This is a genomic window from Rickettsia koreansis (assembly GCF_046532895.1).
Classification (GTDB): domain Bacteria; phylum Pseudomonadota; class Alphaproteobacteria; order Rickettsiales; family Rickettsiaceae; genus Rickettsia; species Rickettsia rickettsii.
In genome coordinates, this window is record NZ_WHLZ01000001.1 from 50,956 (window position 1) to 70,972 (window position 20,017).

A 20,017-nucleotide genomic window follows, 5' to 3' on the forward strand; every position below is an offset into this window, starting at 1 on the left:
TATGGAACTGCTTGAGTTAATTGTAGACCCTACGATAAAGGCTGAAGTAATAGAAAGAGTATCAGAGTTCTTAACGAAAACGCTTGGTAAAATTAGAGTAAAATGTAATGATACGCCTGGTTTTATTGCTAATATAGTAGGGTGTTTTTTACTTGAATTAGTAGCCCGTAAAGCGATAAGTCAGAATCTTAATGTGCTACTATAGATAAAATATTTACTACATTTTTGGGGCTGCCGAGTACCGGAATTTTCGGTTTATATGATCTAATCGGGTATGACGTAATGAAGTTAATTTCAAGTTCATTACTTACCTCTTTTCCTGCAAATGATGCTTATCATAAAATATATGTAAAGACCCCTGTTCTTGATAAGATGATAGAAGAAGCAGTTAATTGGACGTAAAGGTGACGGTGGATTTTATCGTTTATCGGTATCAAATGGCAAAAAGATTAAAGAAGTTATCAATATAAACGACTTATAATATAGTTCTGTTCAAAAAGTAGATATTTTAATCTTGATGTGCTTCTTGTAAGTGATTCGGTTTACGGTAAATTTTTTACTGAAATTATCACGGAATTTTATGTTTATTTAGCAAGTCTAGTTCTGTCGGTTACGGATAATATTTATGATATCGATGCTGCTATGAAGCTGGGTTACAGCTGGAAATATGGTCCATTTGAATTATTGACTATAGCTGCTAAAAACGGTTGGAATGCGGTAATTAAAAATGCCGATTTAATGCATATCCCACTTCCGCAATATTTAGCCAATAAAGAATATCAAAAAATCGATAAACAAAAATTTAATTCTCACAAAGATATTTTACAAGAAAGTCAGATAGTATTGGAGAATAGCTCAGCAAAATTAATACTTTATCAAGATGTTTTGATTTTTGTTATTACTACAAAAATGAATTGTTTAAATCATGAGGTGTTTTATTTACTACAAGAAGCAGCAAGTAAAGCCGAAAATGATGGTAAAAATCTTTATATTTATCCGCAAGGAAATAATTTTTCTGCCGGTGCTGATTTAAAACTTCTTCTTTCTTATATTGAAGATAAGAATTTTCACGATCTAGAGAATTTACTAAAGCTGGGACAGCAAACCATGCTCCACTTAAAATATTCCTCTGTACATGTTATTAGCTTGTGGTCTTGGTGTGGCACTTGGAGTTGGATATGAGCTGTTACTGCACTCAAGCTTTATTATAGGAAATCAAGAACTTAACGCAGGGTTTGTAGAACTTGGTGTTGGTTTAATACCCGGGTGGGGCGGTGTTACCGAAATGTTTGCTCGAAGTAATGGTAATAAAACTAAACTAATTAGAAATATCAGCAATATTGAAGAATAAAACAAGTTCAGCCGATTACTTTAAAGCAGATTATGATGTAGAGAATATGCACGTAAATATGAACAAGCATTATATTTTAGAGGAAGCTTTAAAATTAAACCTACCTAAAAAGATAGTACCGATTCCGCATAAAATTACTTTGCCTAAAATAAATTTAGCCACAGCAATAGATACATCAAAATATAACGATCTACAAAATAAGGTACTTAGCAAATTTCAAGATATTATTGATACACATAATGAAACAAATGAAGAAGAGCTACTTGCCTATGAGCAGGAAATATTTTTAGAACTTGCAAAAGATCCAAAAACTATAGAGAAGCTGAAAGTAATTGTGGGATAAACTCCTACTATGTCATTCCTGCTTTCGCAGGAATGACATAGAGAGCATTTACCGGTCCACGCAACAATGCTTCACGGGAATAACATACCGTGCTGGTAACGCTACTCCACAATAATATTGCCTATAACACCACGATAGTAAGTTTGAGGGTCGTACATAGTTTCACTGTAAATAGCAGGAGTAGAGAATATGCCCTTATTAACTGCTTTGATTTTATACTGATACGTCATTTTTTGATCAGAAATAGTACCGAAAATCATAACTCTATCATCACGATTATTTATATATATCGGTTTCCATATCATTACTTCCTGTGTGCGTTCTAATATATTTACGTGGTTGTTATCCGGTAAAAGCTCGAAGCCTGCCGGTAATAAATCAAGTAGCACCATATTGCTCAAGGTTTTATTACTACCTGAACGCATGGTGATTTCCACCGTAATATTATCACCTAATTTTACTTTGCTAACCTCTTTATTATTTTCATCGAGATATTTTTTTGTTATTTCTATGCCTTTAACTATCTCTTTATTTTCTGTTAAGTGCTTATCATAGCCTGAAGTTAAAAGCTGATAGAAAAAGCCGTTACTTGAGGATGTTAAGTCGATAGAGGTTACTTTAATAGTAGCCTCATCTACATTATTTATTTTATCGGCATAGGCAAGACTTGCCATAATAGCATAGCTTGCGGATAGGCTATTATAGTTATCTTTAGCAAAAAGAGCGATATCCTGTACAATTTTTGGGTCAAAGTCTTTTAACCGTTCCGGAAAATGCATAGAAATTAAGTATAAATACTGACTATATTTTATTAGAGGATTGTAATACTGATAGTCTGTTTTGGATATAGGTTTATTTAGAGTAAATCTGTCTAATAATTTCTCCGCTTCTTCATTCATTTGCAGCATTTTATAGCTAGCTGCTAAATAAACGCTAGTCAAATCATCTTGCCATGTATTTTTATGGTACTCGTCTAAATATTTTAAAATATTTGCAATATAGCTTGTAGTAATAACGCTGTTTTGCGTCAGGATATAAACCGCATATGCCTTTTCTCTTGCTTCATCTAAGGAGTTTATTGATCTGTTAGCCATATTCTCTAAATAGTAAATACCTTGATTAAATGTATCACTTGGAACGGCTAAATATCTAGTTGCTCCCTCGCTTAAGAAATGCATAGCATAAACGGAAATAAATGGATCAGAATCGTCATTAAAATTGTTCCAATATCTAAATCCACCGTCATAATTTTGACGTTCCGATAAAGTTTGGAATATTTTTGATAATGATTCATCCATTTTTTTACGATCAGTTTTAAGCATCTGAACTAGCTCTTGTTCATTATATAATAAAATATTGGCAAAATTTTGGCTTATTAATTGTTCAGTGCAACCATAAGGATAATTATCTAAGAAATCTTTAAAGCCAGAAATAATGGCTAGCGGTGATTTAGAAGCGGAAATTTGCAGTTTAGCAAATTTAGGATATATATCCCGTAAGATTTTTAAATTAGCCTTGTTGTTTGTAATAAAGCCTGTATTAGCTGTTGTAACGCTCGGACTAGCAGAGCGAACACTCGTAGTACTAGTTAATGGAGCTATGTACTACTGCCATAGATATTATATCCGGCTTTAGGTGATTTATAGAAGCCACAACCTTTAAATCTGCCGAACCGAGTTGATCAGTTGCTTTTAATTTAACATTAATAGTAGCTTCCTTATTTTCGTCTATCGGGATCTCTTTAGGATAATCTAATATTTTAAGTCCTTCACTTGTTTCAATATTTAGAAAAACCTGAGCATTTCCTGAATCTTTTAGGTTATTAAATATTGTGACCGGTACTGTAAATTCATCATTTGGAGCTACAAATAAAGGTAAATTTGGATTGATAATAAGATCGGATTGGACTAATAAATCAGCTTTGGAAGTTCCTATAGAGTCAAGGCTTGAGGCTACCCCTATAACTCTTAAAGTGCCGTTAAAATAGCTTGGTATATCAAATGTGATTTCTCTCTCATCAAGATCCGCTTCTAAAATTCCTGACCAAAATGCTACGGGAGGTTGGCTTTTTCTTTTAAACGGATTAAGGTTTCGAGCGACATTTATAAAACCGTCTCCGGCAGGAGCCGCCATATAAGCTTTCATTAATAAAGGACGCTCAGGTAATATTAAATCCATGATTTGTGATGTCCGGACTTCCAAGGCTTTATCGTTAATAAAGTAATTAAGCGGGTCGGGAGTCTGATAACCAGCAAATGATAATATCCCTGCATCAACAGCAAATATTATTATTTTACCGGGATTTGTAGTACGGTAACGAATTGCTAGCTTTTCTCCCGATTTGATTTTTGCAGGAAGTGTTAATCCAATATCTTGTTTATGTTTATAAATGCCCGCAGTAAACGGTACTACTGCATAGCTAAACGGTGATATAAAGATTTCCGTAGCTTCTATGTCTCTTATAAATTGTACATTTACATATCCTTTACCCTCAAAGTCGTCAGGAATTTTTATTTCTTGAATGCTATTATTTTCATCAGCTTTAAACCATTCAAAATTATGTACTTTATCGGTCTCGATAGTAATTAACCCATAACCTGTATAAGGAGTTATAATATTTAAAAGAATAGTATCGCCGGCTTTATAATCATCTTTATCAAGTTTAACTTTTAAATTTGCTTTGTTTGTTAAATTAGCCGTAACATTTCCTTCACCTATTACCGAAAATTCAGCTTGGGCAAAGATTGTATCTTCTTTATCGGTTAAGTAAATAACGTAATCGCCTGCTTCTTTAGTAGGCACTTTATAAATATAACTTTCGTTTGCCGTGATATTAATTTTGTCAGAAGATATATTAGTCTCAATAGGTACTGAACTGTAAGAATAATTACCGTTACTATCTGCTACTAAGTTATTTACATAATTAATCTTTTTTAAGTGAAGAGTTAAATTAGGTGCAGCTACTTTTTCTGCTTTATTTGATATGGCTATGAATTCTATTGCCGCGTTTGTTTTTGTCTTAATATATTTTAGATCGCTATCGCTTCTAAATCCTATAATATAAGGCAGAGGTGAAACTATAAGCGATTTGCTTGCGTTTACGCTTCTTCCTGAATCAGGCTCAAATCCTTCTGCTGCAAATGTTAGATTAAAAGTAGCGTTATAATATTTCTCAAGGTTAAGGTCAAAGTTTGCCGTACCTTTAGAGTCGGTAGTAATATCTCCTAAACGTTCGTTAAGAAACTCTTTATTTCCTTTGCTACTATAAAATTTATATTCTTTAAATCTAGGTACGAAAAACTCGGTAGGTCTAATATCAATAAAGCCGCTGACTTTTCTATTTTCTGCAGGAGTGCCGTAAAGATTTATGAGATTAACGGTTGCTTTCAGATCTTTTGGATCCGTCCATAGCTCATCTTGTGAGTTATTGAAGTTTATGTTTATTTTCATGCGGTCAGGCTGAAAATCACCAACCCTGACAGACACGCTATTAAGATAGTTATTGCTGCCTTTATCTCCTACTAAATATAAGCTTATATTGTATAAGCCGGTTAAGGAATCATCAAGCGTTGAGAATAAATATTCGCCGAATCCTTCTGCATCTAAAGCTATTTTACTTTTATCTATTACTTTTCCTCTAGGGTTAGTTACTTGTATTTCTAAAGGTAAGCCGTCAAATTTTCCTTGCCAGTTGGTTTGTTTGAGCATAATGCCTATGTGACCTTGCTCGCTTGGTCTATAGATGCCACGATCGGAAAATAAATAAGCTTTTAACCCTTGATCAGAACTAACGGCTCCTGCTACATCAAACCGAGAATAATTAACTTGTCTATCAATTCTACTATACGGCATAAATGAAAAATCATCCTTAGTAGTTAATATATAAGCCACTGGAGTTTTTTCTTTTGTAAAATCATTTATATTTGATAAAACGGCATGTCCTTTACTATCGGTTGTGCTGCTTACTAACACCTCACCGTTAAGTCCTATAATATCTGCTTTTACGCCGCCAGCCGGTTTACCGTTACTGATATAAGAAACAAAGATATGATGCGTCCCGGTTTTATCGGTTTTTACTATAAAACCAAGATCGGTAACTAAAATTAATCTTTTATCTTGAGATATAATGTTATTATTGTCTTTAGCATAAACTTTTGCTAGAAATAGCCCCTTGGAATAGCTACCTACTTCTTCTAAATTAAAATATTTACTGAAATCTAAATCGGTATAATGAGGTAAATTTAAATTTTGAGAGTTAACTATTACTTCCTCTTGAAATACCTCGGAAATATTATACTCATTAAAGGTATATTCATTTATAAAAGTCGGATTTTGGAAAATATTATATCTATTTGTTTGGCTGATTAAATGATTCACTTCTTGCTGATTAATCTTATCGATTTCTAAATATAATTTATCTATGCCAAGTGAATATACGGGAAGCTTTCTTTCTCTGGCTAATGAAAGAATAGAACCATCGGACATTAGCTTAACTTCTTTAGGGTTACCCGGTATTTGTACGATTTGAAAATAATCTGAGCCGAGTGTTAAATTATCCGATGTTTTAACACCTTGATTTACTTTAACAAGCAAAGTTCTTTAGGCAAACGTATCTACTTTAAAACTATGCATAGTAGTAATGCTTGGGACGGAAGATAAAAGCTCAAAATTTATTTTTTCACTCGATTTAAGAATATCATCGGTTATTTCTTTCGGATTTTGCCATTTATAGTTTTTTTTGCCTGCAACTCCTAAGAAAGCTGGCTTATCCTGCGGTAATAAAAATAACTCTAAATGTTTTTTTATTTCCTCACCCGAAACCAGTGTATTTGTGGTAATTATAATTATCTGTTCTGGTTTTAGTTTATCATCTTTAACAATTGTAGCAGTACTATTAGTGATTTTTAAATATGAGGATAGACTTGGAATTAATACATTTTCTTTATAAGAATATCTTATGTTATTTGGCGTCTTATTATTTTGATCTTCTACATTTTTATATGTGAAAACTTCTCCGCCATGTAGAGGTTTAACACCGTCTTTTATAATTACGGAAACTAAGCGGTGGTATATTAGTAATAATCGTAGCTTCCGTATTATTGGTATTGAATTTGATAGAAAACGGTAATTTTTCTTTAGTTGAAGATTTTATAAACTCTATTCTTTTCTCTAGAGTTTTAGGATCGATAGGATAGTTAAAAGCTATTTTAGTTTGAACGAATTTTTTGGAAATATCGATATTATCCTGTAGATAATTCATTTCTTTAATAATAGGAAGTAGCGGTAAAGTCGTGAAACTTATATTATTACTTTTTAAACCGATAAAATTAGGGAATATATAATCTTCGATAGTAATCTTATAAGTTTGATGAGCTACAAAATTGCTTTCTGGAGTAAAATTTATGTTATACCACCAGCCAAATCGCCATTCTCCTTTAATATCAGGTGAAATAGATATGTAATCATTTATTTTTTTCTGTTAAGCCCTAGCTCTCTTTGTGGCTTTGTACACCATTCTTTAATTCTAGAGTCGCAAAGGTCAATATTTTTAACGCATTTTGTCCTTCTAACAGATTTTCGTTAGTTAATTTAAAATATAAAGGTATTTTTTCGTTAAAGCTTGCAGCAATTAGTGGTAAATTTATTAAACATACGAAAATAGTAAATACAAATTTGTGGAAAATATTTTTCATATCTATAGCTTATTATTTATGATAACTGCAATTATATATAAATAAAATTAAGTAAAGTAATGAATAAGGATATTTTTTTCAATATTTAACAAAAATTTTTTTGTTATGTGGACAAGAAGAGTGTTATGAGATTATCATAATACTCGGATTGAATATATTTAGGAGGCAACTATTTGCATAAGCTATTTGTGTATTACTGTTCACTACAATTTTAAATATATTGTTAAAATATACATTTGAAATACCTTTGAATCCTGCTCTAAATATTAAAGGTTTTGTTTTCCCTAGCGGTCATATGAGCAGCGGCGTAGTATTTTATGGTTGGTTTTTTGCAAATATTAGATATTCCTGATTAAGAATAATAAATAGTAGTGATTTTAACCGGTATGGGATTTTCGCTGATTTATAAGGGCTATCATTATCCGGTTGATATTATTGCATCTATAACAATTGGAATAATGGTTATTGCTGTTATATATAGTGTAACCAAAGAAGAGATTATTCAAAAATACCCTTATATGTTTGGAGCGTTTTTATGGCTATTAACCGTACCGATGGTAGCTTATCTTAAAATTATTGATGTGAATTGTCTTGCTTGGGTATGGACGGTATTTTGGGGATTACTCGGTTTTACTATTTCTGGGGGGCTGTTTTATAAATATTTTGATTTTCCTCAATCAAAATTAAATCGTTTTATTAATTTAGCTATCATTGTCACTCCAGTAGCTTTGATTGAATATATTAATTATTTATTCAAACAATATTTGAGATATAAGTTTTATTTAACTTGGTTCTTAATAGGTTTTAGTTTGCCACTATCGGTGAGGTTATGCCATATTCATATAAGATCAACGCATTATTATATGAAGTGAGTTAAGTTGCACTTCATTTTCTTATGTATCGTATAAAGCGAAATTTCCTATTGACTTTTATATAAAACAGTATAAGTTTCTTTACAATTTAATTTTTTATAAAGACATTATGCTCGGCTATGAGAAAGAACAAAGTAACTTAAATCGTAATAAAAAAGAAGCAATAGGTTTATTATCTGTTGGTACATTTCTTGAATATTTTGACCTTATGCTTTATGTACATATGGTAGTAGTATTCAATGAATTGTTTTTTCCAAAGGCTGATCCAAAAGTAGTTTTTATTTATTCTGCGTCTGCTTTTTATTCAACATATTTATTAAGACCTTTTAGAGCTTTTTAATATTTGGTTGGATAGGAGACGCTATAGGACGTAAAACAACAATTATTACTACCACCTTTTTCAATGTCTATATCTTGTTAATTATGGCTACTTTGTCCTCATATGAAGCAATAGGAATTAAAGCTGTATGGTTAGTAACAGCTTGTCGAGTTATTCTAGGTGCAGCATTATATTTAGTAGAAACTATACAGCTACCTGCAAGATACATGGCTGTATCTATTATCGGAGTGTTTGGCACATTAGGAGCAAAATTTGTTCTAGGAATAGTAGCCTTAGTTACCTCTTATAGTTTAAACTGGCGTTTAGCATTTTTTGTGGTTCCAGCTTTATAACAAAAGGTTAGCAGAAAAACTACAATTGCTTATTTTTTAATTGAATGTACGGACCTTTATGGTTTTGTATTATTTATATCTATTGCGGGAGTATTTTAAAAGATAAATTTAATTTTACTGCTTCTCAAGTAATACAGCAAAATTTGGGAGTTGGAATATTAGAACTTATATCCACTATATGTTTTTTTAAACTAAAAGTTTTTACTTATTTAGTTTAAAAATACATCCTTTAAAACTCCTTAAAATAAGATTAATTATATTTAGCTTTTTTTCCTTAGTTATCCTTACTTTATTAAATAATATAACTACTGCTTACCAATTATTTATTTTTCAAGCATTTATTGGGGGCTGTGCTCCTACAGGATTTACAGCATTTGCTATTTTCTGTATGAACTTTCCTGTTTTTAAACGTTTTTTATATACTAGCGTTATTTTTGCAATTTCACGTGCTTTAATATATGCTTTGGCATCCTTTGGCGTTGTTTTCCTAACAAATTATTTTGCTTACTGGGGCTATTAATTATAATTTTGCCTGTTCTCGTGGGTTATGGTTTTGGTATAAATTATTTTAAAATTTATCTCTAACTTTTTAAAAGTTAGAGATAAATGCTGGAAATTATTATTAGAATAAAAATCATAATGATTTTCTAACGCGCTTAAGGCATTTAAACAAAGATGAACAATTTTATTTTCTCGCTTATAGCTTATAGTAATAGCAATAGATAAAAATGAAATAAGCGTTTCTTTAATAATTTTTATTTGTTTTTCTATAGATTTTGCTCCTAAAGTTTGTAAATTATGAAGACAATCAAATAGTTTTACAATAATTAATTCTATTTTAGCACTACAATACAAAAAGTTGATCGTATCTGCAGCACTAATTTTAGTATCAATTTTAATTCTTGTTAATGTTTCTACATTGTGAGCGATATCTTTATTAAAAATTTCAGTTATCATCTCTTTAGTTAAGATTAGTATCTTCTATAGTATCATGTAGTAAACTAGTAATAATAATATCAGCTGTGAAAAATTTTGTTTCTTTATAAGCTGTAAACTCTGCTACCATAATCGCCATTTCGATTGGATGCGAATAATATGGATCGCCTGACTGACGCATTTGTGAGTCGTGATATTTACGAGTATAGAAAATGCCTTTTTTAACTTCTTCTATATCGACGGGGTTTTTTCTTTAGTGTTTAAATATTCAAGTTTATCAAGTAGTTTCTTAGCATAAACGTAAACTTCAAACTTTTCTTTCCAAGAGTTTATATCTTCCATAAAAAGTTATTTTTTATTAGACTTATTGCATAACGTAGTTAATAAACAGGCATTTGAAGGAAACACGAAGCACAGAACTGTAGCGTACACTATAGTACGTGAGGATTTGAGCATCAGATTGACGTACAAATTACCTTTAGAAACAAGTTATACAATAAGTCTATTGTTATTAATAATAGTTAATTATAATTAAAGCAAAAATTAAAAATTGCAATAACAAAATAATTTTTAACTTTAAATATATTAATAACTATTGGTTACCTTATATTTAAACAACTTCATTCTGTTTTGTTATTTGCCTTTTTTATTAAGCTTTTTTTCTGCATTCCCTGCTGTTGCGGGGATGACATCGAGGGTTTTTTAAAAATTGTCCGGTACTATACATGGTGGTACCGCTACCCAATTAAAGGCATTTCATCATTGGAAGTGTAGCCACCGGCTAAAAAAGTTACAGTTTATTAAATTATATTAATTTTTCTTTAGATTACATTTGAGAATATTTAATTTATGTTTTAACTTATATAAATATCTTATAATTTTTTAAAAAAATACTCATCTAGCTTCGCTTCCTAGTAAAGTATAAAGTCAGAATAAATTATTATTTTTGTTGTCAGAGTATGATTTAATTATAATTGTAATGGCAATAACATTTATAGTTATGTTTGGCTTATTAGTGCGTAATATAGGAGTCTTATCATGAAAGATCAATTTACGTTGCTAATTAGACCATATTTTCCATTCACTGCAACATAAATTTCGTACTATTCTCAAACCATATCTAACTTCATTACTTAAATATATTAGAAGAGATTATCAGTATAATCTCATAAAAATAAAATATAAGTTGAAAAAATATGAAAAATTTAGTAATTTATTAATAATTCTAAAATAGAAATACAGAATTAGAAAAATATGATTAATTTAAAACAAGAGTTTAATATGAGAGAAGTGGCACAAGAGTTAAAGACGAGAGAAGATTTAAAACGTCCTTTGGAATAAACACTGTGACCTAGCATAGATGATGTTAAGAAAGATGAGTCTCCCAAAAGACAAAAAATTGACCTCAGTCGAAATGATTTATTGTTGCAGAAAATTAATAATAATGATCCTGAAATTGTTCGTGTAGAGCTACCTTATGAAGAAGATAGTAGTTTTTTGTCAATTGTAATTAAAACTTTAGAGAAAAATACTGTAGTAAAAGAAATTGATTTATATGGCAGCAACCTTAGTAACGATGATATAAAAAATCTAAGTAAAATTGTAAAGTTAAATCAAATATCACATTTAAACCTGAATTCTACTTCTTTAGATAGTGAAAAAATAAAAATTCTTATTGATGCTTTAGCAGATAATACCTATCTTGAATATTTATCTTTAAATTCTATTTCGCTGAAAATAGAAGATTTAAGAATATTAATAGATGCTATTAAAAACCACTCTAATTTAAGTTCTTTAGCCTTTACATAGGTAATTGTGTTTAAGAAGTCAAGATAAGAGCTAACTTTTTGGCTTTTCCTTTTTCTACAAGTTTTTTATAAAAAGGTTTAACTGCAGAATTATATCTTACAGACGTAACAGTTGCCATATATAATGCTGCCCGCATCGTTTTTTTACCACCTTTAGTTTTTGCTAACCTAACACTTAAACCTGAAAAGCTTGATTTTATGCTGAGTCCACCGTTTGATTCATTCATAAAAGTGAAAGAAATTGAAAATGGCGCACCCGAGAGGAGTCGAACCCCTAACCTTATGATCCGTAGTCATATACTCTATCCAATTGAGCTACGGGTGCTAAGTTTGAAGTATTTATTTCTAAGCCTTATTTCTTGTTGCTAACATACGAAGAAGCATATATAAAAGCATAGCATTTGTCAAGAAATATAGAGTGTTCTTATGTTTCTCTGAATAATAAAATATAAAAAATTACAATTAATAGTCAAATTATCATATTATATATTGTATATATGATATGAGAAAAAAATGAATAAAATAAAATTAATCATAATTTACTTACTTTGGATTAATATGACTGCACAAGCAGACAATATATCAGAAAGTGCTAAAAAAAATTTAGCAGTAATTAACTCTTTAAATGTTGAGGAAAAGTAGCAGAAAGGTAATGTAGTAAATTGTAAGTCGAGAGAAACTTTATTAGAAGAAACAGAAAAATATAATTCTCCTAAGCTAAAGCGTTTGACTCATTGTAGTTGTTTTGCGTATGCTGCTAGTGCGGCCTTGGGGCTGCCAAATCAGTCTCTACTTCCTCATCCTGAAAGCGATAAAGAAATTTATACCTACTTTATCAAACAAGCAAGCTGAGTGGCTTGAAACAGACGAAGAATGGATGGCATTTTGTTAAAGCAGGAAATCGTAATGATAGTTTTATTCAAGCACAAAAATTTGCTAATCAAGGATATTTTGTTGTATCCGTATATAAAAATGCTAATCCAAAAGAGCAGGGCATATTGCCGTTGTAGTACCAAGTAGTAAGGATATAGAGAAAATAAAAAATGAAGGACTGGACACGGCTCAAGCCGGTAATATTAATTTTTCCTGTAGCTCTTTGAAAAAGGGTTTTAGGAATAAAAAAGATGCATTTAAAAAAATTTTTATTATTATAAAATATAACAGATATCAGTAAGGTAACCGGACAGTTTTTATTCTATGTCATTCCCGTGGGGCATTGCCTGTGTGGATCGATTTCCTGTTATCACACCGTGGCTTGACCACGGGATTCATAAATATGATAAAAAAATACTAGTATTTTTAATTGGACCCAGCAGGTACAGGTACGGGGTGACAATGGTGGAATCGATCTACGCAGGCAATGTCTTCTTGCAGCAGCGGGCCCCCCCAGTGTTTTAAGTTATTTTTTTGGATACCGTGGTCAAACCACGGTATGACACAGTGGATTTTACTGATTCACGCAACAATGTCTTGCGGGAATGACGCCGATTTATGCAACAACGTCCCTGGTTTGCAGGAATGACATAATCAGCTTTTTTAGTTATTGGCTATTTTAGAGAGTTATGCAACAGCATTTACCCATGAAATTTCTATGCTACCGGCTAGATCCACTTGAGGAGTTTCGCTGTAGCTTGGTAAGTTATCATACACAAGATGAGATAAGCCAGCTATTCCGTTTACTATCCCTGCTGTATTTTCATAAGCAAATTTTGCTGCTTCTATGCCTGTATAAGTCGTATTTTTTAATAACTCAAATGTGTTCTCCGGCGAATATGCAAAAGCTGCTCCAACACAAATCCCCATAGCAACTGTAGGATGAACATAAAATCTCCATGCAGCCGTTGATATTGCTGCTTTTACAAATATTCGCATGATAATCTAATATATCAAGTATTGACAAAGTACTTACATTATTTATAACATTGAAAATGTTTGTATTATGAGTATCAAACTAGATTCTTACGAACAAGATATTGAAGATAATTTTGAAAAGCAGCAAAAAATTGATGATAGAAGTGAAATAGCTTTGCTTCAAAAATTTGCAAAAGCACATCTTAGTAAAAAAAGATCTGTTACTATTAGGATTGAAGAACATGATATAGAAGCAATAAAAATTAAAGCTTCTAAGCATGGTTTGCCTTATCAGACCTATCTTAATATGCTAATTCATTCAGACACTACTAAACTCTAAATTATTATGACCAAGTATAGATATAATCATGAAAAGAACGTTAAGTTATTGCATGAGCGTGGTATAGGCTTTGAAGAAATAATACAGTCGATTGCTGACGGTAATTTATTAGATATTAAATTACATCATAATCAAGAGAAATATAAAGGTCAAAAAATTTTATATGTTCGAATGATTGCGCAAGTATATGCAGTACTTATATAAAAGGTGATAAAGATGCTATTTTCCTTAACACTTTATTTCCTAGCAGAAAAGCAAAAAAGGAATTTTTAAAAAATAAGAAATAATATATGCGTTTTATAGAAGAGTTTATAAATAAAGGATATTTCCATCAATGTACCGATTTGGATCGGTTAACTGCTATAACGAAAGAAACAAAAATAGCTGCGTATATAGGCTTTGACTGTACTGCTACATCACTCCACATCGGTAGTTTAATGCAGATAATGATTCTGCGATTGCTGCAGCAGCACGGGCATAAGCCTATTGTAATTATCGGCGGCGGTACGAGTAAAATCGGTGATCCTACTTGGAAAGACGAAGTGCGCAAAATTTTAAGCAAAGAAGATATAGCTAAAAATGCCGAAGGTATTAAAAAATCTTTGTCGAAGTTTATCAAATTCGGTGACGGTAAAAGTGATGCTATTATGCTGGATAACGCAGAGTGGTTAGATTCGTTAAATTATCTAGATTTTCTACGGGATTTCGGTAGCTATTTCTCGGTAAACCGTATGCTGACTATGGATTCGGTAAAACTAAGGCTTGAGCGTGAGCAGCATTTAAGCTTCTTAGAATTTAACTATATGTTATTGCAAGCCTATGATTTTTACTATTTAAGCAAGCATTACAATTGCAGCTTGCAGCTTGGCGGTAGTGATCAGTGGGGCAATATCGTAATGGGAGCGGATTTAATTCGTAAAATAAGCGGCAAAGAAGTATTCGGTATGACGACACCGCTACTTACGACTAGCTCCGGTGCTAAGATGGGCAAGACTGCTGCGGGAGCGGCATGGCTTAATGAAGATTTGCTAAGCCCGTATGATTATTACCAATATTGGCGTAACTGCGAAGATGCCGACATAGTTAGATTTGCCAAATTATATAGCGAGTTCACTCAAGAAGAGTTTAATAGGTTTGAGAGTTTAGCAGCAGAAGATATTAATGCAGCTAAAAAACAGCTTGCTTATGAGCTAACTAAGCTTTGTCACTCGGAGCAGGCAGCAAACTCAGCTCTAGAAACTGCAGTAAAGATATTTGAAGAAGGACAAATCGATGAGAATTTACCTACCGTTGTTTTAGAGCAGGAAGTATTACAAGCAGGTATTAGTGCATATGAATTATTTCATGAAGCAGGGTTTGTTACTTCTAAATCTGAAGCACGCAAGCTTATAAGAGGGAATGGTGCTAAGATAAATGATAGATTAGTTGAAGATGAAAATATGATAATTAACACTAATTTCTTACTCGATAAAAATGTTATAAAGCTCTCTGCCGGTAAGAAAAGACATATATTGGTTAGGGTTTGAATATTTTTCTAGATTACCATGTTCCCTTCAGTTGCAGCATTATTGTATGGCTCAAATATATTATGTCTAATTGAAACTGTAACTTTCAATTAGACAAATTGTATATTTTCTATCTAATGGGTCCTTATAACATAAGTTAAATTCAAATTTAAACAGTAATGACTAAAATAAGGCTTGATGAATATTTGCTGCAAAAAGGTTTTGTAACAGATATTACCATAGCACGAAGTTTGATTATCCAAGGTAAAGTACATAATAAGCATGAGCAGTTAATTAAGCCTGGGATACAGGTTAATATAAATGACACCGACATTAAGGTAAAGCTACCGCAGCATAATTATGTTTCAAGAGGGGCATTAAAATTAATTGCCGCTTTGGATTATTTTAAAATTGATCCCGAAAATTTAGTTTGTATTGATATCGGTAGTAGCACCGGCGGTTTTACGGAAGTGTTACTTGAGCGTAAAGCAAAATTAATTTTTGCCGTAGATGTCGGTTATGGCGAACTTCATCCTAAATTACGCGACAATCCACACATTAAGGTGCTTGAGAAGACTAATGCACGATATTTAACCGATAAACAAATAATAACGAAGCCTGATTTAATTGTTTGCGATGCCAGCTTTATTAGTTTAACTACTATATTACCGACTGCACTAAATTTAGTTAAAGAAGATTGCATGCTTATTGCTTTAATAAAACCGCAGTTTGAGGTTGAAAAGCATGAAGTAGCGCAGGGAGGAGTTATTAAAAATCCTCTCTTACATCAAAAAGTATGCGATAAAATCAAAGATTGGCTTGAGAAAGAGCATAATTTTAAAATATTCGGTATAATAGCAAGTCCAATACTAGGAGCTAAGGGGAATCAAGAGTTTTTAATATGCGGAAAAAGAAAAACAGTTATTTTTCTATAGTTTATCCTTAATTTGAATTGTTTTAGTAATCATTGCATCTTCTAATGTATAATTATTCAATGTTTTTATAAATGTTTCACTTGCTTCTTTAATAAAATGTTTAAATTGGCATGAATTTGTAATTCTGCAGCTATTAGTATTTTTATTGAAACATTCTACTATATCCATATTAGGTTCTAATTTTTCTATTATATCTCCCAACTTCATGGAAGAAGGGCTAAATGCTAGCTTAATTCCTCCTCCTTTTCCTTTACTACTATTAATATATCCTAATTGTGCTAATCTATGAATCACTTTTATCAAATGATTAAGGGAAATATTATGGTACTCTGATATCTCTTTTACACTACAAATTCTTTCCGGTTTTGAAGCAAGATATATAAGGCTACGTAATCCGTAGTCGGTAAAACTTGTTAACTGCATAAAAATTTTATTTATTTTTACCTTGAATAAAAAACGTCTATATAAGTCTAGTTACTATAATATGTATTTTAAATGTATATTATATAGTAAAGGTTATATTATTTAAAAAGGAGTAATCATGTCTAGAACAACTATAGTGAGAGAAATAAGAAAAAACTGCTGAGCTATTTAAGAATTTTGATATTACTAAATCTTTAAATTTTTATGGAAATTTAGCAACTAAATATGAAGCAGTGGTAAATGAATTTTTTAATAGTAATAGTTTTAATACTGAAAAACCTGAGAAAGGAATACAGCCAAATGCAATGAAAAATTTTTTAAATCTTATCGGCAGTAGTATCCTAAAGGTTTTAAGTGCATATAGCGAAACAGATGAAATAGATCTTTTAGAAGTGATCCAATCAAGCATTAGAGAATGATCATACATTTAAAAGGGCGGTATCAAAAATTGTTGGTATACATGTAGGGCATAATCTTCCTTCAGAGTTATATCAACCTGTTGCTGAAGAGCTTATATCAAATGTAGATGAGGGTAACAAGCAATGCTTAATAAAGAAAAATCCTAATGGAACTGTAACAAATTATCTATTTGATTCTGAAAATCAGCTGGTAAAAGTACACCCTTCATATATTGAATCAGATATAGACAACAATAAAGATCTCGTTCTTATCAGCGGCGGGTCGGGAGCAAGTCGTTCTATTTCTAGAATTAATAGTATAACAAATGAAGAAAATGTTAAGCTTTCTGCCGTTATGCACATTATTCACTCTACTAGAAATAAAAACAGTGATACATTTCAATTAGATGCAGCTGTAAAAAAATTAACTGATATTGCAGCAATATGCGATACTGAAATTCACTATGATAAATTTTATACTCAAGATAGTTATAATAATATTAATGAGAACGATAATATACATTATCATACTGGTAGAATAGCTGAAGAATTTTTATTAGGCCTTTTCAAAGGTGAAACTGATGAAATTTGTGGTCCTCATTCTTTTAACGAGCATGTGCAGCATATATTAGAAGCGAAAATGGGGGTTATGTCAGATTCATGTAGAAGCATTTTGTTCATCAGGAGGAGACTATGATCCATCTCTAAGCGGACCAGAGGGATTATCGAGTATTTGCCCCTTTATGAATATGTAGTTTTACAAAAATATAAAGTTAAATATTGCTTATATATTCTAATTAGTGTATTTTCGTTACGGATAAGCATTATAAAAATTATAGGTAGGTGGGTTTATCCCACCTTTTTTGTTATAAATATCAAATATGCAAACTATTGAACAACAAATAACAAACGTAATAGAAGAATCCTTGACGGATATGGGGTTTGAGTTAGTTCTTGTTAAGTTTAAAGGTGTTAACCCTAAAGTAGTCGAGATATTGATTGATAGCTTAAACGGCGAAAAAATATCTGTGGAAGATTGTACTAAAGCAAGTAGGACTATCTCAGTTATTCTAGATGTTGAAGATTTAATAGAAGCTGCATATTCTTTAGAGGTAGCATCAAGCGGTCTTGAACGTCCGTTAGTAAAGTTTGAAAATTATAATAGATTTTTAGAAAGAGAAGTTAAAATCAAACTTAAAGAATTATTGAACGGCAAAACTCGTTATCAGGGTAAAATAATTAAAGCCGAAAATAATAAAATATATTTAAAATGTGAAGAACAAGAAATACTAATTGATTATGATTTAATTAAAAATGCTAATCTAGTTTTAACTGAAGAAGTATTTAAAAAATTGCTAAAGCAATAAGAGATAATGTATGTCTAATATAGGTAATGTAGAAATTTTACAAATTATAGATTCTGTAGCTCGTGAGAAAGGAATATCAAAAGAAATTTTGATTTCAACGGTTGAACAAGCGGTACAAGCAGCAGGACGAAAAAAATACGGTAATGAATATAATATTAAAGCTCAGATAAATAGGAAAACCGGTGAGATAAATCTTTTAAGGATCTTAAAAATAGTAGAAGATGTAGAAGATTACTTAACGCAAATCTCACTTGAAGAAGCTTTAATAAAGAATCCGGAAGCTAAAATCGGTGATGAGATATATGAATATTTACCGCCGATTGATCATGCTAGAGTATCGGCTCAAGCTGCAAAACAAGTTATAACTCAACGTGTTATAGAAGCTGAACGTGAAAAACAATATCATGACTTTAAAGATAGAAAAGGCGAAATTATAAATGGGATAGTTAAGAGAATAGAATACGGTGATATAATAGTTGACTTGAGTCGTGCTGAAGCAATAATAAAAAAAGATCAATTAATTAAGGGTGAGAATTTTAAACCTAATGATCGTATAAAAGCATATGTACAGGATGTAAGGCAAGAAACAAAAGGACCGCAGATTTTCTTGTCTAGAGTAGATAACCAGATGCTAGTTAAACTATTTAAGCTAGAAGTGCCTGAAATTCTTGAATCTATTATTCAAATAAAATCAGTAGCACGTGATCCTGGTTCAAAAGCAAAAATAGCGGTATTTGCTTCGGATAGTAGTATAGATCCCGTAGGCTCATGCGTAGGTATTAGAGGTAATAGAGTAAAAGCCGTAACAAATGAATTAAACGGAGAGAAAATTGATATAGTATTATGGAGTAATGATCTTGCACAGTTTATAGTTAATGCTCTTGCACCGCTTGCACCTGGGGAAATCACAAAAATTTTGATTGATGAGGATAGGCATAAGGTAGAAGTAGTAGTTTCGCAAGAAAATCAAAGTATTGCAATAGGTAGAAGAGGGCAGAATGTTCGTTTAGCTTCTCAGCTTACAGGTTGGAATATCGATATAATGACCGAAGAGCAAGAATCCAAAAGAAGAAATGAAGAGTTCTTAACTTCTACGGAATTGTTTATGGAAGCTTTAGATGTTGAAGAAGTTATAGGTCAGCTTTTATCAGTAACGGGATTTAATTCAGTAGAACAAATTGCTAGTAGTGAGATTAGTACTTTAACAAGAATCGAAGGCTTTGAGGAAGAACTTGCCGTAGAGATTAAAAATCGAGCTATTAATTACGTCGACCTTAAGAATGAAAAGATTATCAAAAAGCTAGAGGATCTAGGAGTTGAGCAAGAATTAATAGATATATTAGAATTATCGCTTGAATTAATATTACAATTTGCCGAATATGGTATAAAGACCATAGAAGATTTAGGAGAGATGAGTGTAAATGAATTTAAAAATTTAGCTCCAAATTCTAATATAACGGACGAAAATATTAAATTGCTGATCAAAACTGCTAGACAGCATGGTGAATTGAAGGATAGTTAGT

General features: G+C 31.4%; 19 protein-coding genes, 1 tRNA gene and 4 pseudogenes. 18 read left to right on the plus strand and 6 right to left on the minus strand.

Translation table 11 applies throughout. From position 1 onward, the window contains the following. Window position 1: 1 nt before the first annotated feature. The 5 genes from GCO76_RS00345 (at window position 2) to GCO76_RS00365 (ending at window position 1,694) form a co-directional block, all read left to right on the plus strand. Window positions 2-205: a hypothetical protein gene (locus GCO76_RS00345; RefSeq protein WP_410955797.1), complete on the plus strand. Its 204-nt coding sequence runs from the start codon at window positions 2-4 to the stop codon at window positions 203-205. 20 nt (window positions 206-225) lie between these two features. Next, window positions 226-402: a hypothetical protein gene (locus GCO76_RS00350; RefSeq protein WP_410955798.1), complete on the plus strand. Its 177-nt coding sequence runs from the start codon at window positions 226-228 to the stop codon at window positions 400-402. A 117-nt stretch (window positions 403-519) separates the two neighbouring features. Continuing rightward, window positions 520-1,182, plus strand: a complete 663-nt coding sequence (locus GCO76_RS00355) for a hypothetical protein (RefSeq protein ID WP_410955799.1) — start codon at window positions 520-522, stop codon at window positions 1,180-1,182. After that, window positions 1,160-1,351 (plus strand): enoyl-CoA hydratase/isomerase family protein, encoded by a 192-nt coding sequence (locus tag GCO76_RS00360; RefSeq protein WP_410955800.1) that lies wholly within the window; start codon window positions 1,160-1,162, stop codon window positions 1,349-1,351. The genes GCO76_RS00355 and GCO76_RS00360 overlap by 23 nt, the downstream gene beginning before the upstream one ends. Further along, window positions 1,341-1,694, plus strand: a complete 354-nt coding sequence (locus GCO76_RS00365) for a hypothetical protein (RefSeq protein WP_410955801.1) — start codon at window positions 1,341-1,343, stop codon at window positions 1,692-1,694. Before GCO76_RS00360 ends, GCO76_RS00365 begins: the two co-directional genes overlap by 11 nt. A gap of 101 nt (window positions 1,695-1,795) precedes the next feature. On the opposite strand, the pseudogene GCO76_RS00370 reads toward GCO76_RS00365, so the two are convergent. Continuing rightward, a pseudogene (locus GCO76_RS00370) lies at window positions 1,796-7,387 on the minus strand (alpha-2-macroglobulin family protein). Between the two features lie 371 nt (window positions 7,388-7,758). Between GCO76_RS00370 and GCO76_RS00375 the strand changes: the two are divergent. From GCO76_RS00375 to GCO76_RS00385, 3 genes are all read left to right on the plus strand, one after another. Continuing rightward, window positions 7,759-8,259: a phosphatase PAP2 family protein gene (locus tag GCO76_RS00375; protein ID WP_410955802.1), complete on the plus strand. Its 501-nt coding sequence runs from the start codon at window positions 7,759-7,761 to the stop codon at window positions 8,257-8,259. A 109-nt stretch (window positions 8,260-8,368) separates the two neighbouring features. After that, window positions 8,369-8,599: a hypothetical protein gene (locus GCO76_RS00380; RefSeq protein ID WP_410955803.1), complete on the plus strand. Its 231-nt coding sequence runs from the start codon at window positions 8,369-8,371 to the stop codon at window positions 8,597-8,599. An 83-nt stretch (window positions 8,600-8,682) separates the two neighbouring features. Next, complete coding sequence (locus GCO76_RS00385; RefSeq protein WP_410955804.1) at window positions 8,683-8,931, plus strand: proline/betaine transporter; 249 nt, start codon at window positions 8,683-8,685, stop codon at window positions 8,929-8,931. 516 nt (window positions 8,932-9,447) lie between these two features. On the opposite strand, the pseudogene GCO76_RS00390 reads toward GCO76_RS00385, so the two are convergent. Next, window positions 9,448-10,209: pseudogene (locus tag GCO76_RS00390) on the minus strand (HD domain-containing protein). A 1,014-nt stretch (window positions 10,210-11,223) separates the two neighbouring features. On the opposite strand from GCO76_RS00390, the pseudogene GCO76_RS00395 reads away from it, so the two are divergent. Continuing rightward, a pseudogene (locus GCO76_RS00395) lies at window positions 11,224-11,667 on the plus strand (hypothetical protein); the annotation flags it as partial. A 19-nt stretch (window positions 11,668-11,686) separates the two neighbouring features. On the opposite strand, the gene GCO76_RS00400 reads toward GCO76_RS00395, so the two are convergent. Further along, window positions 11,687-11,902 carry a transposase gene (locus GCO76_RS00400; protein ID WP_410955805.1) on the minus strand — a complete coding sequence of 72 codons (216 nt, stop codon included), beginning with the start codon at window positions 11,900-11,902 and terminating at the stop codon, window positions 11,687-11,689. Between the two features lie 21 nt (window positions 11,903-11,923). Next, window positions 11,924-12,000: transfer RNA gene (locus GCO76_RS00405), tRNA-Arg, on the minus strand. 532 nt (window positions 12,001-12,532) lie between these two features. Between GCO76_RS00405 and GCO76_RS00410 the strand changes: the two genes are divergently transcribed. Beyond that, window positions 12,533-12,685 (plus strand): hypothetical protein, encoded by a 153-nt coding sequence (locus GCO76_RS00410; protein WP_410955806.1) that lies wholly within the window; start codon window positions 12,533-12,535, stop codon window positions 12,683-12,685. 550 nt (window positions 12,686-13,235) lie between these two features. Here GCO76_RS00410 and GCO76_RS00415 read toward each other — a convergent pair. Then, a complete protein-coding gene (locus tag GCO76_RS00415; RefSeq protein WP_410955807.1) occupies window positions 13,236-13,547 on the minus strand; it encodes a hypothetical protein in 312 nt (103 codons plus the stop codon). A gap of 67 nt (window positions 13,548-13,614) precedes the next feature. Here GCO76_RS00415 and GCO76_RS00420 point away from each other — a divergent pair, with 67 nt between their 5' ends. The 4 genes and pseudogenes from GCO76_RS00420 to GCO76_RS00435 all read left to right on the plus strand — a co-directional run bounded on the left by GCO76_RS00420 (window position 13,615) and on the right by GCO76_RS00435 (window position 16,306). Next, the gene (locus tag GCO76_RS00420) at window positions 13,615-13,866 is read left to right on the plus strand and encodes a CopG family antitoxin (RefSeq protein ID WP_103897063.1); all 252 of its coding nucleotides are present in this window, start codon (window positions 13,615-13,617) and stop codon (window positions 13,864-13,866) included. Between the two features lie 6 nt (window positions 13,867-13,872). Further along, window positions 13,873-14,153 (plus strand): annotated as a pseudogene (locus GCO76_RS00425) (hypothetical protein). A gap of 3 nt (window positions 14,154-14,156) precedes the next feature. Beyond that, a complete protein-coding gene (gene tyrS, locus GCO76_RS00430; RefSeq protein WP_410955808.1) occupies window positions 14,157-15,392 on the plus strand; it encodes a tyrosine--tRNA ligase in 1,236 nt (411 codons plus the stop codon). Between the two features lie 158 nt (window positions 15,393-15,550). Beyond that, the gene (locus GCO76_RS00435) at window positions 15,551-16,306 is read left to right on the plus strand and encodes a TlyA family RNA methyltransferase (RefSeq protein WP_410955809.1); all 756 of its coding nucleotides are present in this window, start codon (window positions 15,551-15,553) and stop codon (window positions 16,304-16,306) included. Here GCO76_RS00435 and GCO76_RS00440 read toward each other — a convergent pair. Continuing rightward, window positions 16,301-16,729: an Rrf2 family transcriptional regulator gene (locus GCO76_RS00440; RefSeq protein WP_410955810.1), complete on the minus strand. Its 429-nt coding sequence runs from the start codon at window positions 16,727-16,729 to the stop codon at window positions 16,301-16,303. The genes GCO76_RS00435 and GCO76_RS00440 overlap by 6 nt on opposite strands. A 233-nt stretch (window positions 16,730-16,962) precedes the next feature. On the opposite strand from GCO76_RS00440, the gene GCO76_RS00445 reads away from it, so the two are divergent. From GCO76_RS00445 to nusA, 4 genes are all read left to right on the plus strand, one after another. Further along, window positions 16,963-17,148 (plus strand): hypothetical protein, encoded by a 186-nt coding sequence (locus GCO76_RS00445; protein ID WP_024704592.1) that lies wholly within the window; start codon window positions 16,963-16,965, stop codon window positions 17,146-17,148. A gap of 334 nt (window positions 17,149-17,482) precedes the next feature. Then, window positions 17,483-17,824, plus strand: a complete 342-nt coding sequence (locus GCO76_RS00450; RefSeq protein ID WP_410955811.1) for a ferredoxin reductase domain-containing protein — start codon at window positions 17,483-17,485, stop codon at window positions 17,822-17,824. 184 nt (window positions 17,825-18,008) lie between these two features. After that, on the plus strand, window positions 18,009-18,494 hold the full coding sequence (gene rimP, locus GCO76_RS00455; RefSeq protein ID WP_410955812.1) for a ribosome maturation factor RimP: 486 nt from the start codon (window positions 18,009-18,011) through the stop codon (window positions 18,492-18,494). A 10-nt stretch (window positions 18,495-18,504) separates the two neighbouring features. Further along, the gene (nusA, locus tag GCO76_RS00460; protein ID WP_014014462.1) at window positions 18,505-20,016 is read left to right on the plus strand and encodes a transcription termination factor NusA; all 1,512 of its coding nucleotides are present in this window, start codon (window positions 18,505-18,507) and stop codon (window positions 20,014-20,016) included. Window position 20,017: the final 1 nt, after the last annotated feature.